Consider the following 21,255-nt stretch of genomic DNA (forward strand, 5'->3'; position numbering starts at 1 on the left):
AGGAGCACCCCATGCGAGTCCTGTTCATGTGCACGGCCAACAGCTGCCGCAGCATCCTGTCCGAAGCCGTGTTCAACCACCTGGCCCCCGCTGGCTTTGAAGCGGTGAGCGCCGGCAGTTTCCCCAAGGGCCAGGTATTGCCCCGCAGCCTGTCGACCTTGCAGCAGGCCGGCATCTCGATCGACGGCTTGCACAGCAAAGGCAATGACGCCTTTGAAGGCAACCCGCCAGACATCGTCGTCACCGTTTGCGACAAGGCGGCCGGCGAAGTTTGCCCGGTGTATTTCGGCCCGGCGTTGAAATCCCATTGGGGGCTGGAAGACCCGTCCGACGTGCACGGCGATGACGCGCAGATCGAAGCCGCGTTCCGCTCGACACTGGCGACCATCGAACAACGCTGCAAAGCCTTCCTCGAACTGCCCTTTGCCCAGCTCAACCGCGACCAGCTCAAGTCTGAGCTCGATCGAATCGGCACACTCTAAAGGAGGCCTCATGTCAGAACACCTGCCCAACCTCGACCCTGGCCTGTTCCCAGACCTGCCAGCATCAGGCCACAAACCACGCATCCTGTTGTTGTACGGATCGACCCGCGAGCGCTCCTTCAGCCGCCTTCTGGTTGAAGAAGCCGCGCGCCTGCTGGAGCATTTTGGCGCCGAGGTGCGTATTTTCAACCCCAGCGGTTTGCCTCTGCCGGACGACGCGCCGGTGGAACACCCCAGGGTGCAAGCGTTGCGCGAATTGGTGCTGTGGTCTGAAGGTCAGGTGTGGTGCTCACCCGAACGTCATGGCGCAATGTCGGCCGTGTTCAAGGCGCAAATCGACTGGATTCCCCTGGAGCTGGGCGCCGTTCGCCCAACCCAAGGCAAGACCCTGGCGGTGATGCAAGTGTGTGGCGGCTCCCAGTCCTTCAACGTGGTCAATCAACTGCGCGTGCTGGGGCGCTGGATGCGCATGTTCACCATCCCCAACCAATCCTCGGTGCCCAAGGCCTACATGGAGTTCGATGAGGCCGGACGGATGAAACCATCGCCGTTCTACGACCGCGTCGTTGACGTGATGGAGGAGTTGGTGAAATTCACCCTGTTGTTGCGTGGTCAACAGGCGTTTCTGGTGGACCGTTATTCGGAGCGCAAGGAAACGGCGGAGCAACTGATGGCACGGGTCAATCAGCGTTCGATTTGAGGCCGCCCCTATTGATAGGTATTTTTCGGTTGCGCGCAGGCATTAGACGCAGTAATGGCCTATAGATATTATCGCCAAGGCTACCAGGCCATCTGGTAAGCCCATCTTAGTCAGGGAGTGATTAAATGCGTGTAACGCTCGCCGCCATCGTTTTTGCCTTCATATTGTCCGGCTGCCAAACCTCAGCGCAGTTGGAGCCGGCCTCAGCCATCAAGCCAAACGTTGCCAGTGAGGGCACACTGGCGAATGAAAAACTGGTCTCTGATGCAACAGCTGGCCTGCAAAACATACTGGGTAAAGCTGCGTTTACCTCGGAAACAAAAATAGTGAAATCCGTCGTTCGGCAGCCTGAGGGCACCCCCGGTGCTCAAGCATGGCAAGAAATGTGGATTGTTGACTCCAAGGGCACTCGCACACCGTTTTTGATGACGTTCAGCGAAACCGGCTTGGGTAGCGCGAACTTTATGATTGAAAAGATGCGACAACCCAGTGCTGCCGCCTCTGCAAACTGCCCTAAAAAGATTGGCGACTATAAGGCAGGCGAGGCAACGTCTGAGCAAATTAAAGGCTGCCTGGGAGCACCCGTTGATGAAAACCACAACCCGGACGGTCGATACGTTTACCTTTACGAAGTTGAAAACAATATCACCGTCGGTTTTTTGTTTGACTCATCAGGGAAGTTGATGCGCACCAGTGGTTACAAGCGAAATTGATCATCAAATAATAGGGGAGCGGTTTAGGCCGCTCTTTTGCTGACTGCAGCCCTGGAGACAATAATGGCTTTGCGCCGCACCTTTTCCTTCACGAGAACCGCGCAGGACCTGCACAACGCACGTTTGCTGAAAGGTAAGCGACTCAGTGGGCTCGTGTATGACCAGTATTATTTTGCCGATGAAAAAACCTTAGGAGATATTGACCCTATTGAGTGGCGTTTCGGCGAACAAGAAATACTATCCATGTACCTCTTGAGTGACGGTGAAAGTGTAGGCGCTGACTTATATCCCACCGACACACCCGCTGCTTTTGAGATAGAGCCTGATGTGACCTGTGCCTGGAAAAGAGAAGACCTCCTGGCAACGCTATCGATACCTTGCCTCGAAGGCGAGATGATCAGTGAGGTAGAGGGAATACTCGACTCATTTTGCGGGAAGGCGCCCAGGCTAGTCGGATTTAAAGTCCAGTTTGAATCCGGGGACTTCCTGGTTTTTCTCAACTGTGGTGACAACGCCGTCATGCTGGTCAATGCTCTCCCGCCCACCCCTGTCGGCGTTGATTCCTGCTTCGTGACCTCTATTCAATGAAACATTGTGACGGTTTGATATTGGGCCCCCTCAGTGACACAGGAGGCGCCCAATGCAATATCTAATCCTGTATTTCACACATACCATCAAGGACATCAGCCCTTGGTGCACATTTATCGAGAACCTGCAGCCCCAGCTCGCCAGCAGTGGCGTCGGCCGATTTGATAGCGACGACATGGCAATCGACGGCGGCGACTGCGAGGCAGTCTTTCAAGGTGCCGATGCCAAGGCGCTATTCGCCTTTATCCTTGCGCATATTCAAAGGTTGGCTTTTCTACAAAAGCCAACGACCAGGGTGGAACTCGTCTTCGGGGCACTTGATGGTACTGCGAAGCAGCACACGTTCAACTTGTGGGATGAGCTACCTGCAAGCTGAACTCAGCGCACTTTAAGCACGTTAGGCCCCTCGATATTGATACCCTCAACCGTTCTAGCGGACTGGCTCTGGATAGAAGTTTATGTTAACTGGCTTGAATCATCTTACGTTGGCGGTGGTGAACCTCCCTCGCAGTATCGAGTTTTATGTGGCTTTACCCGGTTTCAGGCTGGCTGCGCGCTGGGACACGGGGGCTTATCTGTCCCTTGGTGATCTATGGCTTTGCCTATCGTTAGACGAGAGCCGTGCGGCGCAAAAGCCACCTGATTACACCCACTATGCGTTTTCAGTGGGGCAAGATGATTTTGAAGCAGTCACCGCTGACTTGCGGCTTCGTAACGTGATTGAGTGGAAATCCAATTCGAGCGAGGGCAACTCGTTCTATTTTTTGGACCCCGATGGGCATCGCCTGGAACTGCACGTAGGCAGCTTGGCTTCAAGGCTTGAGCAATGCCGACGCCAGCCGTATGCAGGTATGGAATTTTTTGACTGACTGTATCGATTTTGATGCGTCGACTAAGGGAAAAGGAATGGACCTGTCCAAACTCGACAATGCAACGCTAATTGAAAAAACTGGCTACATCTATGAGAACGATCACCCGCTATGGACGCCATTGTGCGTCATTCTGAATTCAAGCGGTCTTGGGTTTGTTGACCGCTACCTGTCTAAAAAGGCAATGGACTTTGAGCTGCGACAACTCCGCCAGCTCATTGCCGAGCTTGAAAAACGCGCGCCACTTTCCACACCTTCGGATTCGCCAGACCTCATCCCTGCACTGCGCATCTCTCTCAACGCTATCAATGAATCACTGAGTGAAGAGAAAATCCGAGTTTTTGCATCCATCCTGGGCAATCTCTGGAACCAGAAAACAAGTCACTGGGATGCGACCTCTCAAACCCTTCGCCTCGTACGTGATCTGGAAGATATTCATTTCCTGGTGCTTTCAGAAGCACAAAAACTTCACGGCGCAGGAACTGGCAACGGTATGTTTTCTGTGGGCAGGAAGCTCTCACTCGCCACGCGTGCAATTGAAGACCTGCTGCCCAGCGATCTGGACCCTATGTTGATTGAGTCTTGCGTATCAGATCTTATTGCCAAAGGGCTTCTGAACGACTCGTTCATCAGCAACAACTCACCAGAAATAGATATTCAATTCTCCCCCACGAAAGCGCCTGTGACGTACTCCATATCTGACCTTGGCCTTTGGCTGGTCAAACAGATAACCCCGGCAACTAAAGATGAGGCATCCCCAAACTGAATCTCCACGGCTGAGCGCGTTGGTGTTCCAACGCGCATTGTCCATCCGCCCCACTCCCCTTATCCTCAACGCTCCCCGTCCCCCGCGAACACGGAGCCGCCATGGACCTCGCCACCCTCTCCCTTTTCCTCCCCGCCTGCTTCGCCCTGAACATGGCGCCCGGCCCGAACAACCTGTTGTCGGTGAGCAACTCCACCCGCTACGGCTACCGCACTTCGTGCGTGGCGGGTATCGGGCGCCTGCTGGCCTTCGCCGGCATGATCGCGCTGGCATCTGCGGGTTTGGCGGTGGTGCTGCAAACCTCGGAGCTGTTGTTCTACGGGATCAAGATTCTGGGGGCGGCGTATCTGTTTTATTTGGCCTTTCAACTGTGGCGGGCCAATCCCCAGGCAGAGGCGGAATCGGCTACGGCCAAGGTGGGATTGTGGGCGTTGGCGCGTCAGGAGTTTCTGGTGGCGGCGGGCAACCCCAAGGCCATCCTGATCTTCACCGCGTTCCTTCCCCAGTTCGTGGTGCCGGGCCAACCGATCACACCGCAATTCGCCCTGTTGGGTGCGATGTTCCTGGCGCTGGAATGGATCGCCATCAGCGCCTACGCCTACATGGGCCTGCACATGCGTCGCTGGTTTGCCGAGCCCCGTGGCAAGCGGATTTTCAACCGTTGCTGCGCGGGGCTGTTGTCGGCGGCGGCGACGGTGCTGCTGATGGCGCGCCGGGCTTGAACCCGAAGGCACTCAAGCGCTTGATGCCACACGCGTGGTGATTGCTGCGAGCCATTGCGGCTGTTGCTGAATGAGCGGCATCAGCCCGTTATGGCCCGCGTCGGGAATGACCAGCAACGCCTTGTCTTGGGCGTGGGTCGCTGCATCCAACAGCCGCTCGGGGATTTCCAGCGGGATGACGTCGTCCTGCTCCCCGGCGATCACCAGCAGCCGGCCTTTGAACCGGCTGAGAATATCCCACGCATCGCTATCGGCCCAGCTGCGGTGCTGGCGGATGATCGCCGAAAACAAAGGGCCAAACGGCACCTTGTAAGCCTCTGGGGTGTAGATGCCCGGCACCACCAGAACCAACGTCTGGGCTTCCAGGGTTTCACTCAACCGCACCGCGTTATAGGCCCCCATGCTGATGCCGATCAAGGCGCTGGGCCGCACCCCGCTGTGCCGAATCACGGATAGCGCCTGCTGCTCGCGCCGGTGAAGGGAAGAGTCGGCGAACACACCACCAGTTTGCCCATGACCGATGCAGTCCAGGGCCGTGGAGCCAATGCCCTGTCCATGCAGAGTGTGTCGCACGTCGGCGAACACCGAGCGGCAGCGCGTACCGCCGCCGTGAAAGCAAAACAGATGAGGGTTGCGTTCGCCTGTCAGGGTATCAGCGTGCAGCGTGTGGTTTTCGAAGGGGACGGTGAATTCGAGCGGTTGCATGGGGTGCAGGATTCCCAGTGGGCAGGCAGACCGCAATTATGCCCGTTCAAGTGACCGTGCCGTAGAACTCCGTCACTGCAGGCTTATATTAAAATCCACGGCACGCCCAATCGCTCTGGATCGTCTAGGCTTGCGGCTAAACCCGTCCGCCTCTAAGCGACCGCAATTGACCGACTCATGGAGTGAGTATGTTCATCGCAAATGCCAGCGCCATACACCACGCACTCACGCGCTTGAGCGAGGCACAGAGCCCCGAGCGCCCTATCAAACTGGCAGTTGCCTTTTGGGGCGACGGCGCCGAAGGCCTGATTCGAAACGACAGGCAGTACAGGATCCTATGCAACCTCTCGACTGGCGGCACCAATCCAACGGTTATCCAGGCGCTTCTTGAGCGGCCGAACACAGAGATTCGCCACCTCCCCAACCTTCATGCAAAGGTTTCCCTGTTTGAGCATGCAGCGCTGGTCTCGTCGGCAAACTTTTCTCGAAATGGGCTCTGGTTTGAAGCAGAGCCCAGTGGCGGCTGGGAAGAAGCTGCATACGAGTTGGACGACCACGAGAGGGGCTTTGCCGAGGCGGAGCGCTGGTTTGAAGCGCTCTTTGAGAAAAGCCTGACCATTTCGCAGGATGTGCTACGTGAAGCCCAAAGCATGTGGTCGGCTCATGTTGGCGTAACGATGCGAGCCGATCCGCCAGAACTTGCAGAAAGCGACCTATTCGAGCCCTCTATCAAGCCTCGCAACCGGCTGCGCATGGCCGCGCCGTGGCTGGTGCAGGTCTTCTCAAAGATCGAGACCGTGAACAACAACAGCTGCTACGTTCCCGCCTATGTCGCAAACTTGCTCTGGACACAGTCCGGAAAAACCATCGAATGCAATATTCCGGAGCGGCCCACGCTGAGATATCCAGACCAGGTGTGGGAGCTGGCCATTAAGAAAAGCAAACAGCACCGGCTCAGGATGATTGAGCTGTTGCACACCGTGATTAACGACGAAGGTGTACTACCTGCCGTGAAATACTGGGCCTTACAATGCCTGCAAACACTACCCACCCCTTCACCAAAGCAGACCGCCACACCACGATGAACACCGCCCCCTAAACACGTAACGGTTCTAAGCGCCAGTTCTGTCGCCGTCAATCGTTGAACAAAGTCCAGCCATGGCAAATACCGGCGAAGTCTTTTGCCGAGAAAAACAGTGTTAACTCTTCGGGGTCGAAGGGCTTGTGCAACCAATGCCCAGGAACAGGGCCTCGCGTTATCAGGTATTCCAGACGGTAACGCCGAACAGCATCTGACCTGAAGGTGTTCGAATTCAACGCAACCGTGTCTGCGGGGTCAAGCGCCCACAGTTTTTCGACCAGAGGGTCGTTACCCACCACCTCTGTGGCGACTTCAATCAGGTGTCGAGCATGAAGTTTCTTTAGAAGCCTTGCACTTCTTGCCATCAGGCGACCTTCCCATCGTCCGTGTGTCGGCCAATGGTACTGCAATGGGGTGATGGATAAAGGTGTGGTCCGCGCTCAAACAGCGTTATGCGCAGCGATATTCCGATACTGCCCTTTGAAATACAGCAACGGCTGCGCCCCAGGCTTTTGAAGGTTCAACGCTTTAACCTCACCAATCACGATCAGGTGATCACCTGCAGCATGTTCAGCATGAATTTCGCAATCCAGCCAGTGCAGGCTACCGGCAATGATCGGGTTGCCCAACGGCGACGCATGCCAGTCCACGTTGTGCCATTTGTCCGTGCCTCGCCGAGCGAACTGATTGGAAATACCCACCTGTTCGCCTGACAGGATGTTGACTGCGAAACGACCGGCCTGGCGGATCCTGGGATAGCTCGCCGAACTGGACATGACGCTGAACGACACCAGCGGCGGGCTCATCGACACGCTGTAGAACGACTGGCAGGTAAAGCCTATCGGCTCGTCATCAAGGTGGGAGGTAATCACCGTGATACCGGAGGCGTAGTGCCCAAGCGCTTCGCGAAAGTGCAGTGGCTCGATAGCGGTAGGGAGACGTGACATAGAAAGCCTTGAATAGTCGGTGGCGTTCGAACGGGCAAAGTGAGCACGGAAGAAGGCCGGCGAGGGTTAACTCCACCGCCCTCCCCCGGTGTTCGCTCAGCCTCTGTTCAACAGCTCTCTGCGAACGATGTCTGCACCGGCGCTCAAGGCGTTCAGCTTGCCTCTTGCCACATGACGAGGCAGAGGGGCCATGCCGCAGTTCGTGCACGGGTAAAGTTTGTCGGCATCCACAAACTGCAAGGCTTTGCGCAGGGTATTGGCAACTTCCTCGGGTGTTTCGATGGCATGGTTGGCCACGTCAATCGCGCCGACCATCACTTTCTTGCCGCGAATCAGCTCAATCAACTCCATGGGCACATGGGAGTTGTGGCATTCCAGCGAGATGATATCAATGCTGGATTTTTGCAGCTTGGGGAACGCCTCTTCATATTGACGCCATTCCGACCCCAGGGTCTTTTTCCAATCGGTATTGGCCTTGATGCCGTAGCCGTAGCAGATATGCACGGCGGTTTCGCATTTAAGGCCTTCGATTGCACGCTCCAACGTGGCAACGCCCCAGTCGTTTACCTCATCAAAGAACACGTTAAACGCGGGCTCATCAAACTGGATGATGTCGACACCGGCCGCTTCCAGCTCCAGGGCTTCCTGGTTGAGGATCTTGGCAAATTCCCACGCCAGTTTTTCACGGCTCTTGTAGTGGTTGTCGTACAGCGTATCGATCATGGTCATCGGGCCAGGCAGTGCCCATTTGATCGGCTGGTCTGTTTGCTGGCGCAAGAACTTGGCATCGTCAACAAACACCGGCTTTTGACGCGCAACGGCGCCCACCACGGTCGGAACGCTCGCGTCGTAACGATCACGAATCCTGACGACCTCGCGCTTCTCGAAATCCACGCCACTGAGGTGTTCAATAAACGTCGTCACAAAGTGCTGGCGTGTTTGCTCGCCGTCACTGACGATATCAATGCCCGCCTGCTGTTGCTCTTGCAGCGCCAAACGCAGGGCGTCTTGTTTGCCTTCAACCAACTCATCATCTTGCAACTTCCAAGGCGACCAGAGTTTTTCAGGTTCTGCCAGCCAGGACGGTTTAGGCAAGCTGCCAGCGGTTGAAGTAGGTAACAACTTTTTCATCATGAACAACCTTGTACGTTTAATTAATCAAAGCGCGCAATGAGCGGACCAGTGTTCAAGCACAGCCTGGTAAGGCTTGATGAAGTTCTCTTCAACAAACTTCCCCTGCTCGATGGCCAGGCGACTGCGTTCTTCTCGGTCATAGACAATCAGTGTCAGCGAGTAATCCTGGTGACTCAAACTGGGCTGGTAGGATTTACCGGCGGCCGAATTCGCGTTGTAGATCTCAGGACGGTAAATCTTCTGGAAGGTGTCCATTGTGCTGATGGTGCTGATCAGTTCGAGGTTCGTGTAATCCCCCAGCAAGTCACCCGAGAAATAGAACGCCAGCGGCGCAACACTGTTGGGCGGCATGAAATAGCGAACCTTCAAGCCCATTTTCTGGAAGTACTCGTCTGTCAGCGAGTATTCGTCCTGCTGGTATTCCACCCCCAGCACAGGGTGCTGGTTTTCTGTCCGGTGGTAGGTCTTGCTGCTGGAAACACTCAGGCAGATCACCGGCAGCTTGTTGAAGTTGGCCTTGTAGGCGCTTGAGTTCACGAAATGCTTGAACAGCTTGGCGTGCAGGTCGCCGAAATTGTCGGGGGTGCTGAAGCCTGCGCGGTCCTTGTTATGCCCCAGCAACAGCACGCTGAAGTCATAATCGCGCACATAGGAGGAGAAGTTGTTTCCTACAATCCCTTCAATACGCTCGTCCGTTTTGCGATCGATAATATTGGTTTTCAATAGTTCAATCAGCGGAATGGGCTTACCGGTGCTGTCGGTATTGACGTCCATTTCGACGGAGATGATTTCGAGTTCAACCGAATAACGATCGCCTTTTGGGTTATCCCAATGCGCCAGGGCATTGAAGCGGTTATCAATCATCCGCAGGGTATTACGCAGGTTTTCCTGGCGGCTCTTCCCGCGTGCCAAGTTGGCGAAATTGGTGGTAATGCGCGTGTTTTCGGAGGGGTGATAATGTTCGTCAAATTGAATGCGCTTGATAGCAAATGTAAAGTCTGTACTCATTTTAATTTCACACCCGTACACCCGAAACAACACCTGAACTTATCGACTGATAGCTTCTGGTCTTGCTCAGCAATATTAATAGTCTCAATCATTAAGGCTATTTTAGGTCGAGCCTTTGCTTGATAGATAATGAATTGATTTCACTGAATCTTTAGCGCTCCTCATGGTGTGTTCGATTGCGCTCAAGCCTTCAACTGTCATGATTTGCGCCCATGCTTGGAGGGCAACAGCACGGACTCACAGCAGCCAGGCAAGGAACACTTCAATGATTCGCAAAGCACTAGCTTCTGACGCAAACGCCATAGCCCAGGTGCATATCCGCAGCTGGCAAGAGGCTTACCGTGACCTGATGCCGGCCGACTACTTGAGCGCGCTGGATACCACCCTGGCTCGGCGTGAATCGCTCTGGGTTCGCTCGATTGAATCGGGCGAATCCGGCGTTTGGGTGGCGGAGCGGGACCAGCAGGTGGTTGGCTGGGTATCTGTGGGAGACAGCCGCGATGATGACGCCGAGGTCAATACGGGTGAAGTCATGGCCATCTATGTCTTGGCTGGATACTGGAGAACGGGTGCCGGGCGGGCGCTATGGAACGTCGGCGTGCAGCATTTACGGCAGCAAGGTTTTACGCGAGTGACGCTGTGGGTGTTGGCGTTGAATGAACGGGCCATTCGGTTCTATCACAGCGCAGGATGCATTGAGGAACCTGGTAGCGAGCGTAACCTGATAAGGGGCGGTGTTAGCCTTGCGGAAGTGAGGTACGGGTTGCTCTTGCCCACGTAAACTGGCCTTGTTCGCGCTCCGACACATAGACACCCGGTTTCGCAGGAGGATCCTCCTTGTAGTGAGCGAGCTTGCTCGCGCCAGCCAACACAGATACCGCGATTCTTCAGGCAGATTGGCACCGCTCAATTTTGGATTGCGGCGCGCCCGGCGCAGGGCAAGTCTGCTCACTACAGTTATACGAGTCGGATGATGGGAAATCCGTCTTCCACGCCTGGCGCGCCGTTGAGGTGCAGCGCTGTAAATACCTCCTGCGTACACTGGCCCCACAGCGCGAACTTTGTCGCCGACATGCCATCCTCCTCCCGCACGTAGGTCGCATCGGCGCCAGCACGAAGCAACAACAATGCTATTTCACTGCCCTTCTTTTTCCCCCGGGAGCACGCAACCAACAACGGGGTAAGCGCTAAGTTTCCAGGCTTATCCAAGGGCGCCCCCAGTTCAATCAAGAACTTCACCATCGGAATCCGCAGATGGTCCACGGCGGCATACATCGCATCATCGAGGGTGGCTCCGGCCTGGATCAGCAGTTTCAATTCATTGATCTGGCCATTACGGGCTGCCGATTGTATGGCGGTGTCACCGTACCGGCCGATAGCGTTGACCTGCGCGCCACGTTCCAACAGCAGCTTGACCAATGAAAGCCGTCCGCAGCCGCATGCGCTGATCAGGGGGAAACCATGCTCATCGCCTGTTGCAGCATTCGCCCCGAGGTCCAGTGCTTGACGAACCAACACCTCGTTCCCGTAATGGGCCGCCCTGATGACGATACGGTCTACGTCTTCTGCAAAGTCATAGTCAGGGCCCAGAATCGGAAGAATGTCTTCCAGGGTACCGTGCCGGGTGACGTCGCCGATAAGCTGATCGCGTTGATAACTCATCCTTGCCTCCAAAGTGCTTTCCGTGCCTTGGGTTGTAGCGCGAGTTCCAAGAAACAGCAAGTCAGTCACCCTGAGTTGATCAGTCGGGTGTTTCAGGCAGTACGAGCCTAATGCTTCAACACTGCGACTATATAAAAAGTGTCCCTGGCCTAGGCGCTTCGATTGGTAGAACCGACGCCGACTGCCGATTCTTGGCCGTAGGAGATATGAACGCCGCGCCTCGCTTTGGATAGGGCTGTCACATGATGTTCCTTCAACGTGACTGAGGCTTGGGGTTAGCACACATCGCAAACCAATGGTTCTACGAAATGCGTCAAAAGTGGATCTTTTACTGATCCATTTATCCTCTATAGTCGCCCAGCGCCCTAAACATTTAACAGTGTTCGTTAGTTCATTGACGGAAAGTTGATATGACGTATAAAAAGTATTCCATGGGTCTCGGCGCGTCTGCCCTTTTAGTGTTGTCAGCGCTGCGCCTGTCCACTCACCAACCCCCTACCCGGGAAGATTTTGTAAAATACCCCTCTCTACGACAGCACTGGTTCACGGTATGCGACTCCCGCAGCAACCTTGCAGACGTTAGTGAGGAAGGATGCAAGCATTTACACGAATGGCAGGCAGCCAATGAGTTACCGGTACTGGACAATTTGATGAATCAAAACCTGGGTAAATAGCTAACAGCGGTAGTTCGTAGCATCCCATGCTTCACGTCTAGCGTGATTAAACCGATTGCTACTTATACGACTCCACAGCATCCACCACTTGCGCCGCCATTCCTTCAACAGTGCCCTCCCCGTCAATCCGCAGAACAGGCACCGTCTGTTTCGTAATCCACACTTCGTGCCGCGCTCTATTGCGCCCGGAAAAGTGGGGATCGTCATACTGCGAAGCCCATTCGCGAAAGGCTACGTGTATCTCGTGCATGTCGCCACCGGGTGCGATGCGCGCCCCAAAACGTGCCTGCTCACGTGCTGCCAGCCGCTTGAGGCGCACCGGCGTTGGTGTGTCCACAAACACGATGAGGTCGGCCTCGGCGATCAACACATCACCCCACACGTTGCACGAGCCCGTCAGCACCCAGTCATCGTCCCCGCGCGTTTGTTGAATCAAACTCACGCGATCTTCAGGCGCACGCTTAGTGGTGTACGGCGGGTCCGTGGGCATCCAGTAAAAGTCGTCGACATCGACTTGTCGCAAGCCGAGCAACGTTGTGAGGGCGCGTCCCAGCGTCGTCACGCCCGCGCAGGAAGCGCCTGTGATGTAGATCCGCATGTGCTCTCCATGAATGTAAAACGGCGTTGGATGCTACAAGAAAACTCGGCCGCACACCTTACGAGCCAACAATGACCGTTTGTGTTCGCCATCGCCCATGCCATCGTGCGCCAACCTCGTTACACTGCCCCTCCACCTCACGAACGGATTCGACTGTGCGCCGCTACTCAACTGCCCTCGGGGTTCTGGTTCTTGGCCTGCTGGCCTACCTGGTCATCACCTTCTCTATCACCCTATGGCGTAACCCGCACAGCCTCACCCTGTTGATCGGCGGCTTCTATGACGAAGGCGTGATATTTCCTAAAGACCCGGTCAAAGCGGCAACCTGGTACTTGCGCGCAGCCGAAAATGGCGAGGCGCTCGCCGAGTACAAGACCGGTATCTTTTTCTTTGAGGGCAAAGGTGTGCCGGCTGATAACGCCAAGGGCTTTGAGTGGATGACCAAATCCGCCCAGCAGGGATTCCCGAGCGCCGAGTTTTACCTGGGATTTGCCAATCTGAATGGCCTGGACACACCGGCTGATCCGGCTCAAGCCGCAAAGTGGTTTCGCAAAGCCGCCAAACAAGGCCATGCCAAGGCCCAATACCATCTCGCAAAACTGTATGCGTCAGGTAGGGGTGTAAAGACCAACGACCAGCGCGCTTTTTTCTGGGCGAGCAAGGCGAGCGCCGCCGGTATCGTCGACGCTCATTTGCTGCTGGCAAGCCTTTATTTATTGGGACGGGGTACGCCGGTCGACCTTCAGCAGTACGTGAATCTACTCACGCTGGCAGCCAACGCTGGCAACACCGACGCCTACGAAATGCTCGGAACCTCCAGCCTCGACGGAACCGGCATGCCTGTTGATGCACTCGCCGCCGTGCAGTGGTTCACGCGCTCTGCCGAGCAGGGCCGGGCCAATGCACAGTACATCCTCGGCAGACTCTATAGCGACAGCGGTAAATTGCCGGTCGACTATCCGCTGGCAAACCGTTGGTTTTTGAAAGCGGCCGCACAAAGCCACGCCTTCTCAACCGCGACCCTCGCGATGAATATGGACACCGGCCGCGGTTTTCAGCGCAGCAAGGTCAAGGCGTGCGCGCTCCTGCGCGTTGCGCTGAAACAGCGTCCGCCGAGCCAGGAAGAAGACATGCGCAGTCAACTGGAACACGAGGAAAAGAGCTTGTCGCCGCAACAACTTGAGCAAGTTGCGGCGCTGGAAACCCTCTATTCAACGCCCGAGGGAATTGGGCAATTGTCTGGTGAAATAACCGGCGAACAGTAAGCAGACAGATCGCAGGCTTACCTCCATGTAGAACTGACCTTGCCCGCCATCCTGGACGAACGCTTTTAAACCACAGAGGAGCGCCCCATGACCCGCGATCAACTCGCCGTCCTTTACCAAGGCTACATCGATTGCCTCAACCGCCAGGACTGGGCGCACCTTGGCGACTTCGTGCACCCGCAGGTGAGCTACAACGGCATCACCGTCGGCCTTGACGGCTACCGCGCCATGCTCGAACGGGACTTTCGCGAGATCCCCGATCTGGTGTTTCACATTCAGTTGCTGGTGGCCGACCCGCCCACGGTGGCCAGTCGGTTGAATTTCAAGGTCAGCCCCAGGGGTGAATTTTTCGACCTGCCGATCAACGGCAAGACAGTGACCTTCGATGAAAACGTATTCTACGAAGTCATCGATGGGAAATTCGCGCACGTCTGGTCAGTCATCGATAAGGCGGCGATAGCACAACAGCTTTGATGGAGGGCGCCAGCCATGGAGAACCCGCTGTTCACCTTTACCACCCAACCCTACCCGCCACGCCAACGCTTCGACGTGTGGCGGGAGGAAGTGAACGCGATCTTCGATATCACCATCAACGAGCCGGACGCCGCCGCCTTCAATTACCGCCTGGCCACCGGTTACCTGGGCGCGCTGCTGATGGGTTGCGGCGCCTGGGATGGCACCGGCGCCCCGGTGCCTTACCGGGTCAAGCGCTCGGCCCAGATGATCCGCCGTGACCACCTCGACCATTACTACCTGTGCCTGGGCCTGTCCCATTCGATCAACGGCACCGCAGGCCGCGCCACCTTGACGGCTGGCAATTCACAGATCTACATCCTCGACCTGGCCCGTGAACTGGATTGCCTGATCACCGCCGGCGACACGGTGATCCTCACCATCCCCCGCGACCTGCTGGCGCCTGGCCTGGGCCACAAAGACCTGCACGGGCAGGTGCTGCAAGGCGGCTTGAGCGAGTTGCTGGCCGACCACATGCGCGCCTTGCAACATCGCTTGCCACGCCTGCTGCCCGGGGAAATCCCCCACGCGCAACAAGCCACCCTGGGCATGGTCTCGGCCGCCATCGCGCCGTCGCTGGCGAACCTGCACATGGCCGCGCAGGAGATCGACCACACCCTGCTCAACCGTGCCCGTCGCCTGATTGAACAGCACCTGCGCAGCCCCGAGTTGTCCCCCACTTTCCTGTGCAAGCAGTTAGGCATTTCGCGGGCGCACCTGTACCGGTTGTTCAGCCAGGAAACCGGCGTGGCAGCGTATATCCAGAAGCGCCGGTTGAACCGGGCACGGGTGATGATCCAAAGCGACAGCGGCACACGGCATCGGGTCTCCGGCCTAGCGTTCCAGTTCGGGTTCAAGAGCGATGCGCACTTCAGCCGCGCGTTCAAGCAGGCTTTCGGCTACTCCCCCCGAGAGGCCCGGGACGTGGCGGGCGTACACGCCAAACAGGGCCAGGTGAACCGGCATGATGGCTTTTCGCTGCGGTCCATCCTGGGCCAAATGACACCCGCGTGAGACAGCCAGGCAAGTAATTGAGACGCTGGGACAGGAAGATTTTTTCCGCGTTTTTTTCGCCGTTTTATGATTGGCCTCAGTTTCAGAGCCCTGAATCAACGGAGGAAATCATGGCCCGTCGTGCACTTATTCGTAACGCCATCACCCCACTGGTCGCTGCTGTTTTGCTGTCGGGCTGCGCCGGTGGCAACAACGGTCTCAGCAGCCTCAACGGCCTGTCCATACCCGGTATCCAGGGCAAGTCAGGACCCGATATTTCGTTGTTCGACACCACCTACGTGCGCACCCATATCGTGTCGGGCAAGACCACTGCCCAACAGCTCAAGGCGATGTACGGCGAGCCGCAGAACCAGTCGATTGCATCCGACGGCACCGAAACCTGGGACTACTCCCCTTCCACCACCGCCAACGCCTCCATGCGGCACTTGCTCGGGCTGGTGTCCAACCATATCCCCGGCAACACCTACGACAACGCCATCGACACGCGGCGCACCGCCATTGACAACATCGCACCCGAACAACAGAACCGCCGCCTCAACATCCACCTCAACAATGGCGTGGTCAGGGACTACACCATCATGTAGCGCTCGCAGGCACAGCCATTGTCTAGACTCCATGGACCCATCCCCCCATGGAGCCAGACGATGAACCACAAAAATACCCTGTGCCTCTGGTACAACGGCACCGCCCTGGACGCCGCCACCTTCTACGCCAAGACCTTCCCGGACAGCGCGGTGCACGCCGTGCACCATGCCCCCGGTGACTTTCCGTCGGGCAAACAGGGCGACGTGCTGACCGTCGAATTCAGCGTGATGGGCATTCCCTGCCTGGGCCTCAACGGCGGTCCGGCGTTCTCCCATAGCGAGGCTTTTTCGTTCCAGGTGGCCACCGATGATCAAGCCGAGACCGACCGCCTGTGGAATGCCATCATCGACAACGGCGGCCAGGCAAGCGCTTGCGGCTGGTGCAAGGACAAGTGGGGCCTGTCTTGGCAGATCAGTCCGCGCGCATTAGTCGCTGCGGTCACTCACGCCGACCCGGCGATCGCCAAGCGTGCCTTCGACGCGATGATGACCATGACCAAGATCGACATTGCCGCCATCGAAGCCGCCGTCGCCGGCCGTTAGGGTTTGGCGCCCAGCGTTTGGAACATCGCCTGGGCCGCCAGGGCGTGCACCTTGCGCGTGGGATGCCATTCATCCCAGTAGTAATGCGCATCGGGGTCGGCACAGGCCGGTTTCACCTGCGGGTAAGTGGCCTGGCAGGGCGTATCCAGGTCCTTGAAGCCGTTGGCTGCAGGGTTGGCGCGCAGCGCATTGCTGAACGCCACATGATCAAAGTAAGTGACCTTTGCCTCTAACGCAGCCAGGGCTACAGGCAGCTTTTGCTCGAGCAACTGCTGGTATCGTTTCGCATGCTCGACCTGATTGCCCTGCACCACCGCCGGGACATGGCTCAGATCCGTGGTGCCCACCACCATCACATGCCCGGCGCCGGCAGCAATCAATTGCTCGGTGGCCTTGCGGATATTGGCCAGGCTGACCTCACTCAGCGCCTCGACCGACTCGGGATGGGTGAAGTCGGCCCATTCGAAAAAGTCGTTGGCCGAGATGAAAATGAAATACAGCGCCTTGGGGTCGGCCTTGTGGTCCGGCGCAGTCTTCAGGTAATCGGCGACTTGTCCCAGCACGCCGGTGTCACGCGCCGGCATCATCCAGGCGTAGTAGTTGCCATGGCCGCTCTTGGCGCCGCCGACGGCATAGTCGGTCAGTGGTACTTTCAAGGCCGTCGCCAAGCCTTCCACCGCTGTCGGGCCATTGCTCCAGCGGCCCTGCCAATACAACTCGCCCGGCAGTGCCTGGGCGTCCTTGACCTTCTGCTGCACCAAGTGCGCCGTGAAGGCAGCGCCCGCGCCGTTGTCCGAATAACTGTCGCCAAAAGCATAGAGGTGGTCGTAGGTCGACGCGCCAAAGGCGCTCGATGCACAAAAAGCCAGGGCCGTTGCCAAACACGCGCGTCGAATCATCGAGGTTCTCCCAGAGTGTCTGCAAAGACTACCCGCTCGGCAAACGCACGCCGCCGCCATTGCGACTCGGGCATAGCTGGTTGCGGCTTCGAACCGGCTATACAGATAAACCCGTGGCCGTTAGGCTTGCCGCCTAAAGATTACGGGCTGCCTGCCGTCATCCTTACATCCCTGAATGGACTCAAAGAGGCTTCTGTGCGCGTTATTTCTTCCCTGTTGTTGCTCGGTGGCATCGCCACACTGGCCGGTTGTGCCACCCAAAAATCCACGGTTGACCGTATGTTCGCCAGCACGCTGACCCAGCCCCTGGTGGAAAACAGCATTGTGCGCGAAGGCGACAACCTCAGCTTTGAATTGCTGATGCCGGAGTCCACGGCCGGTGTACGCCGCACCATGCAGTTCGAGGCAGCGTGTTCCTCACCGCAGTTGTACCTGCTTTACCTCGACGGCGCCCAGCGCGTCTACCCGACCGCCGCCGGCCGCTACAGCGGTGCACGCAAGCTGTCTGCCGACCTGCGCGCCACCCTGGAGACCAACCCGACGTTCGTGCGCGCCTGTGCCGACACGCCGAAACCCGACTGGCGCCTGGTGCAGACCAACGAACGCGAGAACTGGGTGTTGATCGACGCCAACAGCATCAAGAACGTCAATGGCGAAACCCGTTTCTGGGCCGCCTTCGACAACCCGTCCGTGCTGAACGACTTGCCGTACAACGCGCCTTACGCGCAAAAGCGCGAGCACTTCGCCGTGTCGTGCGCCGCCGGCACCTACAAGGAACTGGCCGGCTACGACATGGATGCCGACAACCGCGTCAGCGATGGCCGTGTCGACAGTTTCCCGACGCCCCAGAAGATCGCCGGCAGCAACGCCGACTATGAATTGCTGTTCAATAACGTCTGCATCCGCCCGGAAAAAATCGCGGCGTTGCCGGCCTTCAAGCCGCGATTGAAAGCCCCAGTGACCATCGCCCTCACGTCGGTACAACCGCAGGTACTGGCGGCGATCACCCAGTTGAACCTGGACAAGCCCACCCGCAGTTTCAAATACGTGCACATGGTCGGCACCTCGACCTACAAAGGCACCACCAGTGAGTTGTCGAGCCAATACTTCATCAGCCAGGACGGGCCCAGCGGTCAACTGAGCGTGGCCAACCGCGGCAAGGGCTATGAGTCGCAATCGGTGAGCTGGCGCAACCTGATTGAGCTGGTGACCAAATCCAGCTACGGCGGCGGCAGCATGGCCGAAAGCTCGACGGTGACCCAACTGAGCTTCACCGGTAACTGGAAAACCCTGCCGGTGGGCGAAACCGTGATTTACCAGTTCACCCGCGCCACCCTCAACAATATCGTCGGCAGCTACGGCAAGCCCAACCTCACCCGCTGCGTGGTGGAACGCGAGCTGCAAGCCAGCGAGCTCAACCCGAAGCTGCTGGGCACGGCCAAGGCCTTGTCATGCACCTACGACAAAGACGAGTACAAGCGCGTCAGCCATTGGTACTTCCTGACCGACTACGCCTACTTCTTTGAGTCGAGCACCGACAAGAACCCGTTCTACTACTCCGATTCGCGTATCGACACCTTCGAGTAAGTGACCATGAATGACGGCGTCAAGATCGACCCACGGACCTTACCCGTCCCACACTCGATCAGCCCCGAGGCCCAGGCGCTGCTCAAGCGCCTGGTGGGTGCGGACGGGGTGCCGCTGAACGCGCTGCACGCCATGCCCTCATCCGACGACCACGACGGCTGGCGCCGCCTGCAAGGTGCCGTGGCCCAGCATTACGCCGCCGCCAACGCAGGCCAGGAAGCATCGCTACGGGCCAGCCTGGCGACGATCACCCTGGGCGACGCCACCGTCCACGTCGCGACGCCGGCCAGCGGCGTGGCTGACTTTGCCTACATCGATCTGCACGGCGGTGCGCTGGTGTTCGGCGGCGGTGAGAACTGCCGCCTGGCCGCCGCCCGGCAGGCCGACCTGCACGACCTGGTCTGCTACGGCGTGGACTACCGCATGCCACCCGATCATCCCTACCCGGCCGCGCTGGATGATTGCCTGGCCACCTATCGCCATGTGCTCACCCGGCACGCGCCGCAGCACATCGTGATGGGTGGCCGCTCCGCCGGCGGCAACCTCGCGGCAGCGATGGTACTGCGGGCCCGGGACGAAGGCTTGCCCCTGCCGGCCGCGCTGGTGCTGTTGTCGCCGGAGGTGGACCTGACCGAGTCGGGTGACAGTTTCCAGGTCAACCGCACCGTCGATGTGGTGCTGCCCAACCCATTGATGAGCGCCAACCTGCTGTACGCCAATGGCGCGGAATTGACCCACCCGTACCTGTCACCGTTGTTTGGTGACTTTACGAAAGGCTTCCCGCCCACCTTCCTGCAAAGCGGCACACGGGACCTGTTCCTGTCCAACACCGTGCGCATGCACCGTGCCCTGCTCAAGGCCCAGGTGCCTGCGCAATTGCATGTGTTCGAAGCGATGCCCCATGGTGGTTTCATGGGCGCGCCGGAGGACTTGGAGCTGGCCGCGCAGGTCGCGCAATTTGTGCGAGAACAGCTGCGGCGGGCTTGACACATTCGCCAGCCTCCCCTGAAGATGGGGGCCTTACTCAGGGTGTGACAATTTATGTCTGCTACGTCGTTCGCTAACCTTTCTGCTATTGGCTTGATTGCCAAGGCGCAAGGTTGCGTAGCGCACGCCCTCAAATCGAAGAAACAGTCGCTCATGTGACCGGGGCGCGCTGTCCCGTCAGATGAGCTGACAGGACATTGAGCGCGACGGACTCCCTCCCCTTTGCACAATTCCCTCTGCCCTTCTGACGGTGACTCAAGCGGTCAATCATCAGGAGAAAGTGCATGTCAGCGTTTCAAGGTATCTGGGTTCCCGTGGTCACGCCGTTCCATGACGGTGCCATCGACTTTATCGGCCTGCGCCGGCTGGTCAGCCACCTGCTGGAAAAACACGTGGCCGGGATCATGGTCTGCACCACCACCGGCGAAGCGGCTGCGCTGAGCCGCCAGGAACAACTGGCCGTGCTCGATGCCGTGCTGCAACTGGTGCCGGCACACCGCGTGGTCATGGGCCTGGCGGGCTACAACCAGATTGAACTGCTGCAGTTCCAGGCACAGATCCTCAAACGCCCGGTGGCCGGTTTGCTGGTGCCGGCGCCCAGCTACATCCGCCCGTCCCAGGCGGGCCTGGAAGCGTTCTTTCGCACCGTGGCCGATGCGTCCAGCGTGCCAATCATCCTGTATGACATCCCCTACCGTACCGGCGCGACCTTCGAGCAGGCGACACTGCTGAACATCGTCGCCCATCAACGCATCGTCGCGATCAAGGATTGTGGCGGCAACCTGGGCAACACCCTGGCGCTGTTGGCCAGTGGCGAGGTGGATGTGCTGTGCGGGGAGGACATCCAGCTCTTGAACGCCCTGTGCCTCGGCGCCAGCGGCGCGATTGCCGCCTCCGCCCATGTGCACACCGAGCAGTTTGTGGCGCTGTGGCAGCAGGTCCGGGACAACCAACTGGCCGAAGCCCGGGCGACGTTTTTTCAGTTATTGCCGTTGATAAACACAATGTTCATGGAGCCCAACCCCGCACCGGTCAAGGCCGCGCTGGCCATGGAAGGGTTGATCAACTGCGAGTTGCGCGCCCCGATGCAGCCCGCCAGCGACGCGGTGAAAGCCCGGTTGCACACGGTCCTCAACCCAAGCACATAACCTGTAGGAGCTGGCTTGCCGGCGATGGCGGCGGCACAATCAACAGTGATGTCGCCTGAACCGCCG

26 protein-coding genes are annotated in these 21,255 nt (G+C 58.0%); 18 read left to right on the forward strand and 8 right to left on the reverse strand.

Going from position 1 to position 21,255, the window contains the following annotated elements; genetic code table 11:
* Positions 1-11 precede the first annotated feature (11 nt).
* From M2394_RS02695 to M2394_RS02730, 8 genes are all read left to right on the forward strand, one after another.
* Positions 12-482, forward strand: a complete 471-nt coding sequence (locus M2394_RS02695; protein ID WP_259171529.1) for an arsenate reductase ArsC — start codon at positions 12-14, stop codon at positions 480-482.
* 10 nt (positions 483-492) lie between these two features.
* On the forward strand, positions 493-1,182 hold the full coding sequence (arsH, locus tag M2394_RS02700) for an arsenical resistance protein ArsH (RefSeq protein WP_178920540.1): 690 nt from the start codon (positions 493-495) through the stop codon (positions 1,180-1,182).
* 125 nt (positions 1,183-1,307) lie between these two features.
* Entirely contained in the window at positions 1,308-1,895 is a 588-nt protein-coding gene (locus M2394_RS02705; protein ID WP_178920538.1) for a hypothetical protein, read from the forward strand.
* Between the two features lie 63 nt (positions 1,896-1,958).
* Positions 1,959-2,483: a hypothetical protein gene (locus M2394_RS02710; protein ID WP_259171530.1), complete on the forward strand. Its 525-nt coding sequence runs from the start codon at positions 1,959-1,961 to the stop codon at positions 2,481-2,483.
* A gap of 52 nt (positions 2,484-2,535) precedes the next feature.
* Positions 2,536-2,859, forward strand: coding sequence for a hypothetical protein (locus tag M2394_RS02715; protein WP_259171531.1), 324 nt, complete (start codon positions 2,536-2,538; stop codon positions 2,857-2,859).
* Between the two features lie 82 nt (positions 2,860-2,941).
* Positions 2,942-3,352, forward strand: a complete 411-nt coding sequence (gene fos / locus M2394_RS02720; protein WP_259171532.1) for a fosfomycin resistance glutathione transferase — start codon at positions 2,942-2,944, stop codon at positions 3,350-3,352.
* A gap of 37 nt (positions 3,353-3,389) precedes the next feature.
* Positions 3,390-4,118, forward strand: a complete 729-nt coding sequence (locus M2394_RS02725; RefSeq protein WP_259171533.1) for a hypothetical protein — start codon at positions 3,390-3,392, stop codon at positions 4,116-4,118.
* A 101-nt stretch (positions 4,119-4,219) separates the two neighbouring features.
* On the forward strand, positions 4,220-4,840 hold the full coding sequence (locus M2394_RS02730; RefSeq protein WP_259171534.1) for a LysE family translocator: 621 nt from the start codon (positions 4,220-4,222) through the stop codon (positions 4,838-4,840).
* A gap of 12 nt (positions 4,841-4,852) precedes the next feature.
* Here the strand turns inward: M2394_RS02730 and M2394_RS02735 are convergent, their stop codons facing one another.
* The gene (locus tag M2394_RS02735; protein ID WP_259171535.1) at positions 4,853-5,545 is read right to left on the reverse strand and encodes an alpha/beta fold hydrolase; all 693 of its coding nucleotides are present in this window, start codon (positions 5,543-5,545) and stop codon (positions 4,853-4,855) included.
* Positions 5,546-5,733: 188 nt separating this feature from the next.
* Between M2394_RS02735 and M2394_RS02740 the strand changes: the two genes are divergently transcribed.
* On the forward strand, positions 5,734-6,630 hold the full coding sequence (locus M2394_RS02740; RefSeq protein WP_259171536.1) for a phospholipase D family protein: 897 nt from the start codon (positions 5,734-5,736) through the stop codon (positions 6,628-6,630).
* 49 nt (positions 6,631-6,679) lie between these two features.
* Here M2394_RS02740 and M2394_RS02745 read toward each other — a convergent pair whose 3' ends face one another.
* The 4 genes from M2394_RS02745 to M2394_RS02760 form a co-directional block, all read right to left on the reverse strand.
* Entirely contained in the window at positions 6,680-6,991 is a 312-nt protein-coding gene (locus M2394_RS02745; protein WP_178920508.1) for a hypothetical protein, read from the reverse strand.
* A 75-nt stretch (positions 6,992-7,066) separates the two neighbouring features.
* Positions 7,067-7,573 (reverse strand): flavin reductase family protein, encoded by a 507-nt coding sequence (locus tag M2394_RS02750; protein ID WP_259171537.1) that lies wholly within the window; start codon positions 7,571-7,573, stop codon positions 7,067-7,069.
* 96 nt (positions 7,574-7,669) lie between these two features.
* Entirely contained in the window at positions 7,670-8,704 is a 1,035-nt protein-coding gene (locus M2394_RS02755; protein ID WP_178920510.1) for a methionine synthase, read from the reverse strand.
* Between the two features lie 27 nt (positions 8,705-8,731).
* Positions 8,732-9,715 carry a DUF1852 domain-containing protein gene (locus M2394_RS02760; RefSeq protein ID WP_178920511.1) on the reverse strand — a complete coding sequence of 328 codons (984 nt, stop codon included), beginning with the start codon at positions 9,713-9,715 and terminating at the stop codon, positions 8,732-8,734.
* Between the two features lie 265 nt (positions 9,716-9,980).
* Here M2394_RS02760 and M2394_RS02765 point away from each other — a divergent pair, with 265 nt between their 5' ends.
* Positions 9,981-10,496, forward strand: a complete 516-nt coding sequence (locus M2394_RS02765; protein WP_259171538.1) for a GNAT family N-acetyltransferase — start codon at positions 9,981-9,983, stop codon at positions 10,494-10,496.
* A 176-nt stretch (positions 10,497-10,672) separates the two neighbouring features.
* Here M2394_RS02765 and M2394_RS02770 read toward each other — a convergent pair whose 3' ends face one another.
* Positions 10,673-11,377 (reverse strand): ankyrin repeat domain-containing protein, encoded by a 705-nt coding sequence (locus M2394_RS02770; protein WP_259171539.1) that lies wholly within the window; start codon positions 11,375-11,377, stop codon positions 10,673-10,675.
* Positions 11,378-12,109: 732 nt separating this feature from the next.
* A complete protein-coding gene (locus M2394_RS02775) occupies positions 12,110-12,649 on the reverse strand; it encodes an AAA family ATPase (protein WP_259171540.1) in 540 nt (179 codons plus the stop codon).
* 155 nt (positions 12,650-12,804) lie between these two features.
* On the opposite strand from M2394_RS02775, the gene M2394_RS02780 reads away from it, so the two are divergent.
* The 5 genes from M2394_RS02780 (at position 12,805) to M2394_RS02800 (ending at position 16,568) form a co-directional block, all read left to right on the forward strand.
* Positions 12,805-13,914, forward strand: coding sequence for a tetratricopeptide repeat protein (locus M2394_RS02780; RefSeq protein WP_259171541.1), 1,110 nt, complete (start codon positions 12,805-12,807; stop codon positions 13,912-13,914).
* Between the two features lie 87 nt (positions 13,915-14,001).
* The gene (locus tag M2394_RS02785; protein WP_259171542.1) at positions 14,002-14,388 is read left to right on the forward strand and encodes an ester cyclase; all 387 of its coding nucleotides are present in this window, start codon (positions 14,002-14,004) and stop codon (positions 14,386-14,388) included.
* Positions 14,389-14,403: 15 nt separating this feature from the next.
* Entirely contained in the window at positions 14,404-15,441 is a 1,038-nt protein-coding gene (locus M2394_RS02790) for a helix-turn-helix domain-containing protein (RefSeq protein ID WP_178920518.1), read from the forward strand.
* Positions 15,442-15,551: 110 nt separating this feature from the next.
* Entirely contained in the window at positions 15,552-16,025 is a 474-nt protein-coding gene (locus M2394_RS02795) for a hypothetical protein (protein ID WP_176995906.1), read from the forward strand.
* A gap of 60 nt (positions 16,026-16,085) precedes the next feature.
* Positions 16,086-16,568: a VOC family protein gene (locus M2394_RS02800; RefSeq protein ID WP_259171543.1), complete on the forward strand. Its 483-nt coding sequence runs from the start codon at positions 16,086-16,088 to the stop codon at positions 16,566-16,568.
* Here M2394_RS02800 and M2394_RS02805 read toward each other — a convergent pair.
* Positions 16,565-17,467, reverse strand: a complete 903-nt coding sequence (locus M2394_RS02805; protein ID WP_259171544.1) for an SGNH/GDSL hydrolase family protein — start codon at positions 17,465-17,467, stop codon at positions 16,565-16,567. The two genes, M2394_RS02800 and M2394_RS02805, sit on opposite strands and share 4 nt — an antisense overlap.
* 195 nt (positions 17,468-17,662) lie before the next feature.
* On the opposite strand from M2394_RS02805, the gene M2394_RS02810 reads away from it, so the two are divergent.
* The 3 genes from M2394_RS02810 to dapA all read left to right on the forward strand — a co-directional run bounded on the left by M2394_RS02810 (position 17,663) and on the right by dapA (position 21,189).
* A complete protein-coding gene (locus M2394_RS02810; protein WP_259171545.1) occupies positions 17,663-19,054 on the forward strand; it encodes a hypothetical protein in 1,392 nt (463 codons plus the stop codon).
* A gap of 6 nt (positions 19,055-19,060) precedes the next feature.
* Complete coding sequence (locus M2394_RS02815) at positions 19,061-20,041, forward strand: alpha/beta hydrolase (protein WP_259171546.1); 981 nt, start codon at positions 19,061-19,063, stop codon at positions 20,039-20,041.
* Between the two features lie 284 nt (positions 20,042-20,325).
* The gene (dapA, locus tag M2394_RS02820) at positions 20,326-21,189 is read left to right on the forward strand and encodes a 4-hydroxy-tetrahydrodipicolinate synthase (protein ID WP_259171547.1); all 864 of its coding nucleotides are present in this window, start codon (positions 20,326-20,328) and stop codon (positions 21,187-21,189) included.
* The last annotated feature ends 66 nt before the right edge of the window (positions 21,190-21,255 follow it).

Origin of the sequence: Pseudomonas sp. BIGb0164, assembly GCF_024810135.1 — a bacterium.
Lineage (GTDB): Bacteria > Pseudomonadota > Gammaproteobacteria > Pseudomonadales > Pseudomonadaceae > Aquipseudomonas.